The organism is Autumnicola tepida, assembly GCF_031846485.1.
Lineage (GTDB): Bacteria > Bacteroidota > Bacteroidia > Flavobacteriales > Flavobacteriaceae > Autumnicola > Autumnicola tepida.
This window is the reverse complement of record NZ_JAVRHQ010000044.1, coordinates 1-8752: the sequence shown is the minus strand read 5'-3', so window position 1 is coordinate 8752 and position 8752 is coordinate 1. Positions and strand designations below refer to the sequence as shown.

8 protein-coding genes are annotated in these 8752 nt (G+C 33.4%); all 8 read right to left on the bottom strand.

Features of this window, described 5'->3' with window-relative positions:
* Positions 1 to 1045: 1045 nt before the first annotated feature.
* The 8 genes from RM553_RS18945 to RM553_RS18910 all read right to left on the bottom strand — a co-directional run bounded on the left by RM553_RS18945 (position 1046) and on the right by RM553_RS18910 (position 8521).
* Positions 1046 to 1807 (bottom strand): hypothetical protein, encoded by a 762-nt coding sequence (locus tag RM553_RS18945; protein WP_311536538.1) that lies wholly within the window; start codon positions 1805 to 1807, stop codon positions 1046 to 1048.
* Positions 1808 to 2115: 308 nt separating this feature from the next.
* Positions 2116 to 2988 (bottom strand): carboxypeptidase-like regulatory domain-containing protein, encoded by an 873-nt coding sequence (locus RM553_RS18940; protein WP_311536537.1) that lies wholly within the window; start codon positions 2986 to 2988, stop codon positions 2116 to 2118.
* Positions 2989 to 3028: 40 nt separating this feature from the next.
* On the bottom strand, positions 3029 to 3892 hold the full coding sequence (locus RM553_RS18935; protein WP_311536536.1) for a CPBP family intramembrane glutamic endopeptidase: 864 nt from the start codon (positions 3890 to 3892) through the stop codon (positions 3029 to 3031).
* 49 nt (positions 3893 to 3941) lie between these two features.
* Positions 3942 to 4880 (bottom strand): hypothetical protein, encoded by a 939-nt coding sequence (locus RM553_RS18930; RefSeq protein WP_311536535.1) that lies wholly within the window; start codon positions 4878 to 4880, stop codon positions 3942 to 3944.
* Positions 4881 to 5450: 570 nt separating this feature from the next.
* Complete coding sequence (locus RM553_RS18925; RefSeq protein ID WP_311536534.1) at positions 5451 to 6083, bottom strand: hypothetical protein; 633 nt, start codon at positions 6081 to 6083, stop codon at positions 5451 to 5453.
* A gap of 307 nt (positions 6084 to 6390) precedes the next feature.
* Positions 6391 to 7209: a hypothetical protein gene (locus RM553_RS18920; RefSeq protein WP_311536533.1), complete on the bottom strand. Its 819-nt coding sequence runs from the start codon at positions 7207 to 7209 to the stop codon at positions 6391 to 6393.
* Positions 7210 to 7252: 43 nt separating this feature from the next.
* The gene (locus tag RM553_RS18915) at positions 7253 to 7870 is read right to left on the bottom strand and encodes a hypothetical protein (RefSeq protein ID WP_311536532.1); all 618 of its coding nucleotides are present in this window, start codon (positions 7868 to 7870) and stop codon (positions 7253 to 7255) included.
* Between the two features lie 261 nt (positions 7871 to 8131).
* A complete protein-coding gene (locus tag RM553_RS18910; protein ID WP_311536531.1) occupies positions 8132 to 8521 on the bottom strand; it encodes a hypothetical protein in 390 nt (129 codons plus the stop codon).
* Between the last annotated feature and the right edge of the window lie 231 nt (positions 8522 to 8752).

Genomic DNA, 8752 nt, shown 5'->3' with positions numbered 1-8752 from the left:
GAAAAAACACCGGATAATCCCTTTTTTTTATACCTGGAAATTAGCTTGTAAGGGGAGGCCGGGATATACTAAAGACCTACAAAGTTCTGTGATGGAGTAATTTCGAGTTAACCATTCATAAATGAATTCTACCTTTTGTTCCAGCTGTTCGTTAAGGCACATAGTTTACAAAGTTAAAGTCACATGCTTTACACTAGCTTCTGACTTAGTCTAATTGATACTTGTTTGCTAACTCTTATTTTCTTTTCGTTAAAGTAACCTAAAAAACTTTTCTGTAAAATACCCTCCAGAATTCATTTCCCTGGTCTTCGACACCGATATATTTTCCCATAAGCCCTGAGGTTAAAAATACCTAGTACCCCGATTTCCAACGCAAGGATCCATTTTGACATACTTTCATCACTTTCATTGTTGAGGGATAGTCATAATTTCGGATTTTTTCAGGGTATGGCGTGGTAGAAAAATCATGACAATCTGCAGGTGTTTTCATCCCTCAAGATTCATGAGGCTTAACATGATTATATTCCTTTACAAACCGGTTTAAACTACGTTGTTGAGCCTTTAGATCGAATGATGAAGGTTTTGCACAAGCAGCCTTTAAATCACGGGCATACGCTCATGTCGCCCATTTTGGTTTGGCCTTGCCGGATCAGAATAAACCGGATCAATTCCTAACTCAATAAACCAATAAGATAGTCCGGTATATCTTTGAATAGCAGACACAGATCCAAACGGACTTCCGTTGTCAGTATGAATTTGTTTAGGGATAACAGAACTAAAATGTCTATCGACAATCCCTATAATATCAAGACTTCGCTCAATTTCAAAAAATCAGGTAACCGAATAGGTAACCTTTGCTTCAATTTAACTTTAAACTAAGATACAGGAATCTCTTGAACTAAATACAAACTCATTAACCTAAAATTGATTTATCAATTAAACATTATATCCTAATGAAGATCCAGGACATTATATCAGAGTTCACTTCTTCTTCAAGTTTACTTCTTCTTTTTCCAAAAAACCAACATCAATATCTCCCCAAGAGTTACATTTCAATAAGTTCCATGTTATTATAAAGAACGTTTTTTATCCCCGGAGGAATATTATCCTGATAGTCTTTCCAGAAATCCGATGAAAAATGAGAAATTACTTCATGATTCAATTCCTCAGTAGCAGACGTAAATTGTTCTTTATTTAGATATTCAATCTTGCTTACAAAGAAATCCTGCTCTAATTCATAGTCAATTTCCTCCCCCTTCTTCTTCATTTGACTACTGTAATATTTTGAGACACTTCCCAGCTTTTCAATGTTTGGATTATTGGACTTGAACTCTTCTCGAACTAGATGATGATCAACAGATGTTTTCAGACCCAATAAAGAAATAGTTCTGGGATTTTCCGGAGTGTGGTATTCAATTGTTAGTTCTGATTTGTTACCTCCCCTTTGAACTGTTCCAACCTCACTTCCATCTAAGATCTCCCTGAATTCCACATCCTTATCCTCCCATTCATTTAGCATTACTTCTTCATCAAAACTGAAAGGCAAAATATTGGTTCCTAACAAATTCGTAACCTTAGGCTTATTTCTTTTTAGTTCTTGAAGGTAATCCGTATTTTTAAACAATCTGGAAGACTTGATATTATACTTCTTCAACTTATTCCTTTTCAGATCGATATAATATTCAATCATTCCATCAGCAAATGACTGAGCCTTATTATCAATTAATTGATAACTCAGAAAATAACCGGTTACCCGTAGATATCTTGGCTTTTCAGCAGTTATAATTACCTGCTCCAAATTTTTCATATAAGAAGGGGTTAAGAAAAATTTCTTCTGCGCCAGTAATTCTTCGTAAGGTAAAGACTTGAGTACAAAATCGGTATGGAAAATGGTCAAAGTATCACTACTGGAAAGGTTATATGTTTCTGATTTAATAATACCCTTATAATTGCTAATACCTAGTATTTTCCCTTCCTGGTTAAAAATTTTTACGTTCGAAATTGGTACGCCATTATCTTTATTAAAAAACTGAGCTTGTGCATAACCTATCCGAACCACAAAAATGGTAATCAAGATCAACAGAAAATTCCTTCCTAATTTCATTATTAACGAGTTTATTTGTCACACTTAGCATCAATATACATACTTAAACTTCCTGTCTGTGATGCCCAGCTATCCATGGCTTTATTCCTAAAATACACCTTATGAAAAGGCGATTGACTGGCTGCAATTGCGAAATACTTGCTATCTTTTTCTGCTTTCACACTTTCTAACCATTGAATGCTAACCATAATCTCCTCCACCTCTTCTTTCAGGTAAATATTATATGGATCTAAATCAACAGATTGCCATCCATTCTCCTTATCCTTTAGCTCAAATATTATGTTATTGGAGATGAGTAAAGAATCGGGTTCGTTGTTTTTAATATTGTAGATATTGATTCTGAATTTTAAACTTTTAAAATCATTACTGGTTACAGCGAAATTGAATTTTTCTAATCTGCAGTTTCTGCGGAGTTTTAAATTCATCCCCAGCTCTTTGCTTAACCGATCATCTACATCTTTTTCATCTGCGGTGTAAAAATTATAATGCATTAATCCCAGTCCTGTATTGGTCCTGCCTATTTTTTTGGCTTTTAGCTCTTGTGTCTCTAAAACCACTTCATCCAGGTAAGTTTTTGCGGGTTTTAAAATCACTTCATTTCCAGAAGTTTTTAATTTGGAAGTAGCGATTTTCTGAGTTTCATAGCCTATGTATGAAAATATTAAAGTGTCCTTTTCTACGATTTCCCGAGGCAATTTCAAAGTAAAAGATCCATCCTCCCTTGACACGGTGCCTAGATTTTTATTCGGAATCCCAATGTTTACATAGGAAAGAGGGGCGTTGTTTTCTTCTGAAATGATTTTTCCTGAAATTGATGTTGTCTGGGAAAACAAGGAATTCAAACAAAGGAAGATAATAGTTGTAATGGTGTAAATTCTTTTCATATTTATTGTGTTATTGCATCTCCCCTCCTTCTTCTTCATTTTATTGGTTTTCTGTAGAATAAATCAAATGCCTTTTTCTTCTATAATGGATTATAATTATGGCAATTACAATAATTATTGATAATAAGGATAATACAGAACCTTCAAATCCAAAATCCCCTCCGTTTAAATACGTTTTCTCATCCATACCAAATTTTATGACAGAATAAGTATTTTGACCACTCACATTAAAGCCTAAAATAGTTTGGAAGAAATTCCAGCTAAAATGAAGAGCTATCGGGAACCAAAGGTTTTTGGTGTGTATATAAGTAATACCTAATAATATTCCCGCTAAAAAAATATTGGCAAATCCAATTATGTCAATATTAGGATTAAAGCCATGCATGAGTGAAAAAAGAACTGCCGATAGAATAAGGGCGATGTACTTATTAAATGAATACATAAGATTTCTTAGCACATACCCCCTTAACAAAATTTCCTCTGTAAGGGAAACCAGCAAAAAGGTCAAAATTGAAATTACTATTTGATTAAGACTGAAGTTTATCTTTTGAAAATGTATTTGCCCTAATACTTCTAATATTCCAAATCCTAGGAACATAATTATAGCCCCAATTGCGAAACCCGCCCAAAAGCTCCTAAAACTGTTTTTAATCCTGAAGCCAATATCAACAAATTTCTCTTTATCTATTAGTTTTAAAAACAGCCCGACAACCAAGAGGGTTCCCAGAAATGAAAAAAGTTGTATTACCAATCTTTGGACTGGACTTTGCTCTATTTCCAAATCACTAAACTTGAATCCCATCAATAAGCTTCCAATAAACTGAAAGATACTGACTATAAAGAGGTAAGGGAAAATAATAAGAAGGATTCTCAGCCATCCCCGATAGCTTGATTTTTTATTCATAATAAGAATATATAGCGATAAGTAATTATATTTTTATGATTTGAAAACCCTACTCCCATTCAACGTTATATTCACCTGTTGGAGAATGTTCTATCCATTTCCCTTCTATTTTTTTCTCCTCATTTGTCCGGTTATTTATCAGGTAAAGCGTGTAAGAAATCACCCGTTTTCTATATTCTATTTCTACAGAAAATTCAGATTCCCCGGAAGGAAGAGTGACTATTTCCATGACATCTTTAAAATCATGTTCACCTGTTACAACAAAATTGGTGTAAAGGCCTTTACCCCCATCAAAATAGATTTCTTGCTCATGTATAGCAGAAGGAAGTTCCACCATGACCGAGTCCTTTTTTATCCATACGAAAGCATCATCTTCTGAACTCTGGAACTGATATCTTTTATTGACGTTAATCCCATTGAAGGGAGAAAAAGAAAATTCCTGGGCAGACGGAATAGTGAATTTGTAATTATCTCCTTTCTTGATGTAAAGCGAATCTCCGTCATTTTCCTTTAAAGAAAATTCTATTTTCTCAAACGTGTAGCCTTGTGATTTTTTTTGCTTTACAGTTATTTCTTTTACTTCACCTCCTGATTCCACCATGATAACAAAACCGAAATCCTCTCCCGTACTGTTCTCTTTTAAAAAAATCTCCAGAGAAGTAGCTGTGGTTCTGGTAATTTTGAAGCCTTTGTCTGACCATAGTGCTTCCATCCTACCAAGACTATCCAGGTATAACTGGCGATTTACCAAAAGCTGTTCTCCATCATCAGAATAAGTATCTCCGCTTATATTGATATTTCCATTTAAATTTATTACTTCTGCAATGCTCCATTCTTTACCGGTAACAGAAATTTCTGTTGTTCCGCCTTCACCTTCCATTTCTATTAAATTAGAAGATATATTTAAAGACGATCCAGGTTCATCATTATCGCATGACGCCAGGAAAAGAGAGAAAATTAGTAGAAGAAAGAGGTTTATAAATTTCATATTTTTATGTTTTCTAAGCAATTTCACGTGCTTCAAAATTTGACTTCATTATGAAAGTTGAAGTCATAAATTAAAACACTTATCTAGGGTTATTCCATCCTTCAAGAGCAGCCTCCATAGTGAAGTCCAAAATTAAAATACCAATTATCACTAAAGCTATAATAGATAAAATTTTCAAAATTCTATATTGCATGAAGATACTTTTGTTTAGTGTTTGGAAATATTTTGACCAAACGAATTTTTATTTTTGAAATTCAAATAAATTTATAAATCGAAAATGTTTACCAATAAGTTTGTATATATATTTCAAAACATATTTAGTATTTGCATTTAAATTCTAGACAATTTTAGTGGCATCAATTGCTTTTTCAGCTAATGTAATGCCGCTAAAATAGAACAAATCATACATAGTCTTCCGAAAACAAGCAAAATCTGCCCGTGGTAAAACCACGTTTAACAGTATTTGTTACATCTAAAATGGCATGATGATCATATTAATATCCTTAAGTTAGCCATTCTCGAATCGAATAGTCATATTTTTAATATGAGTCCAAGTATTGAATGGTTTAATTACCAAATCTTCCACCAGGGTTTTTTATTGCTCTTTGGTTTTTCCCTTAATAATCCATTTTGCTGCACTTCCAGATGTTCATTTCTTTCGAAAAAATACTGAAAAGATCCACCTTTTAATTCTTTTGTTTTCATATCGAGTTCAAATGGAGACCAGTGCTGATTTTCATTCGTGGGATCATAAGACTGGCCTTTTAATTTGTTCCCAGTAAGGGAAAGTTCTTTTATTCCATCCCAGGATATTCGGCCGCTTCTCCAGTATTCACCACTTTTGTTATCAAAGAAGAGAATATGAATGCCGTCTGAACAAATAAGACTCCCGTCCTCTTTCTGAATCACTTCATTAATTGTAAGGCCAAATGTCATTTTAGGCTTCTTTTCATCGGGGTTCATGATATATCCCTGCCCTCCTGCGATAACTATAATGCTGGTATGTTCAGGAAAATCAAATATGTTAGTGTAGTCGGTCCAACCATATCTAAAATTGGCCACCCATTTTTCCCCGTTAAATTTCCTGAACTTCACAACGTAACCTTCAGAATAAAATGGTTCATTCTCTGCAGAAATGGGGATATACATTGGCCCGTATGGTGGGAGCCCTTTTAATATTTCGTACCTCTTATCTGTGGCCATTTAGCGTTCTATGTCTTTTACTCAGTATGTGAAAAATTTTAATCACGGTTATATATGTAGTGCTTTTTATATGTAACTTTTCTTCAACAAATTTTACAAGATCTCCCAAATCCAGCTTTTAATCAAATCCCACTTGGAAGAAATCGTATAGAAAAAAAGAAAGCTTGATCCAATGGTGAGGATCTTTTTAACTATGAGCTTCTTTTGTTCTTTTCCGGTAATCTTCATTACTTTATTATATTTAAGTTAGATGGATTGTGTATCGCTTCCACTTAAGATGCATCTCAAATATTTTAAATTCCATATCCTATTCCTTAAAATACTCTGCCTCTCTTTCATAAAGATTATTTTGTAATTGCTCTCTTCGATTGGGATTAAAAAGAAAATAGGATCCTGAAAAGACGAGATAATTAAGGTCAGTATAGAAAATGTGGTTATAATTTTTCCAAAACCTGCTTCTTTTGCTAAGGTTTTCTACTTTTTTATCTATAAGATTATTAAAACCTGAGAGGGCTTCGTATTGATAAACATGAATTATTTCATGTGGCAGTGCATTTTCTCCTAATTCGTTATTCAGGATAAGTATTGAATTTGCCCCACTTGTTTGGCCATACACTTTGGAGTATCCGGAATTTTGCGGGTCTATATCTTCTGAATTAAAGATAAAAAAGCCTGTTTTTATGCTTTTATGAAAATCAAATCTTCCATAGAATGCAGTTTCAATAATTCCGGCCAGCGCAAAAGGCATTATCCGATATCTTAAATGGAACTTTTCCCTGGTATTGAATTCTATCCTGTTAAATCCAATATTGATATGCCAGTGTTCACCAAAATTTCTATTTGCCGCTCCATTCTCTATTATAGAAGTGCCGGCTGCATTTAATAGATTTGATGGCCAGACATAAGCATAGTTTTTTTTACTTCCAAACTGCCTGATCAATCTTTTACTTTCAAAAACCAGGTAGCCTCCTAAAGCACCTTGTGAGAACCCCTTTAGAAACACCTTATAAATTTTCTCATCTGGCTCTTTATTAATTATAGCTCCTATTCCACCTATAATTGCACCCGAGGTGATATTTAAAAGGCCATATTCCAAATCTGAATCCTGTGCTTTTGCAGGTTTCAAAGAGAACAGTATAAAAAGTGTTAAAAAAAACAGGCCTAAAAAATTAATGCCTGATTTGTTTTTCTGGTTTGATATATTTAATATCCAGCTTGCCAATCTTTAAAATTTGTTTTGCTCTCGATTTCTCTTCCCTTAATTTTTCTTCTTTTATTTTTTTACCATAAATTTCTTCCCAATCATTTTTTGATAATGGCTTCAATTTTTCATAATCAAAAATACTAATCAAGCCATCAAACTCCTCCTTAAAATCTGGATTGGACCAATTCTTTGGAATATATCCTGCACAATTATTTGAAAAAGTGAGCTTTCCAAGAAAATAGTTTCCGCTTAACTTTTCCTCCCGTTCCTTATTTTCTTGTGTTAATTCATAACAGGCTTCAATAAAGTAATATTCCAATTCCTGCCCATTTTGCTGTCGTTGAGCTATTGGGTAAACCCGAAACCAGAATTCTATGTATTTACCTTCAAAATATAAATCATGATGAAGAATAAAATTGTTTTCATCTAAGAAAGAATAATTTTCTGAGTAGAGTTTTTTGATCCTTTTCTTTCTAATAATATATTCTTCACTTGTAAATCCCACTCCAATAAAGAACACAATAACTCCAATCCAAATAGAAAGACCAAAAAGTAATGAATCCGTTATATTATTATCGATCAATGAGAACAGAAAAACAAAAAGTCCCAGGACAAAACCACCCAAAATTCCGTTTGACCAGTAGTCTTTTATACTTCCTTTTCTTATAATAGGTACTGTATTCATCAACTTTGTATAATGCGAGTTTACGGAGAAAGGGATTGTTAGCCCGCTATCCTTCCCCAACTCCAGAAATTTGCTTAAAAGTCACTTTTTGAGGGGTAAATTAAATTTTATCCGTCAGTTCTTTTATTAAATTTCTATCCTCCAGGTCGCAGGCTTATTTCATTTTATCATTTCTAGTTGTTCTCGGATTTCTTGGAAGTTATTTCTTGTTTCAACTCTCTCCATTTGCTTTAGATTATCGTTTTCAAAAATAAACTCCGTCGTAACTAAAAAATCCTTAATCTTTTCTGTGTAGTACAATTTTTCCACCTTTTTGGCTGACGTTTCCTGATACAGTCCTTTGTTCGTAGGATGTCCATATTGTTTTATAAAATCTTCTTTAGCAATTCCCAAATTATCAAATGTCGAAAATTTACTATTTTCCCGTGCATCAAATCCATACTGAACTGGAGCGCAGGAAAATACGGAAACCAAAGTAAGTATAATAAGAATAGAACTGCATTTTGTGATAATAATTTTTCCGCAAAAATGGTATTTTTTATTTTTCATTCGGCCTTGATTTTTAAATTAGTGTCCATGTTCATCTTTATTCATGATTATAAAAAAATTGGTTAAAGCGATTATTGCCGACTAAAAATTGTATTTTTCACCTTGTTCACAACGGTTACGGTTCGTAAGTTTCGGGAGTATGGATACGAACTTGTCGACTTAACCATTTTCTTTCTTTGTCACTAAAATTACATTTTTTCTTTTAATTACCCGTAATTTGTGCTTAACCGC

Coding starts and splice junctions, on each gene's coding strand:
- RM553_RS18945 (WP_311536538.1), bottom strand. CDS start 1,807: ATGAAAAATTTGGAGCAGGTAATTATAACTGCTGAAAAGCCAAGATAT.
- RM553_RS18940 (WP_311536537.1), bottom strand. CDS start 2,988: ATGAAAAGAATTTACACCATTACAACTATTATCTTCCTTTGTTTGAAT.
- RM553_RS18935 (WP_311536536.1), bottom strand. CDS start 3,892: ATGAATAAAAAATCAAGCTATCGGGGATGGCTGAGAATCCTTCTTATT.
- RM553_RS18930 (WP_311536535.1), bottom strand. CDS start 4,880: ATGAAATTTATAAACCTCTTTCTTCTACTAATTTTCTCTCTTTTCCTG.
- RM553_RS18925 (WP_311536534.1), bottom strand. CDS start 6,083: ATGGCCACAGATAAGAGGTACGAAATATTAAAAGGGCTCCCACCATAC.
- RM553_RS18910 (WP_311536531.1), bottom strand. CDS start 8,521: ATGAAAAATAAAAAATACCATTTTTGCGGAAAAATTATTATCACAAAA.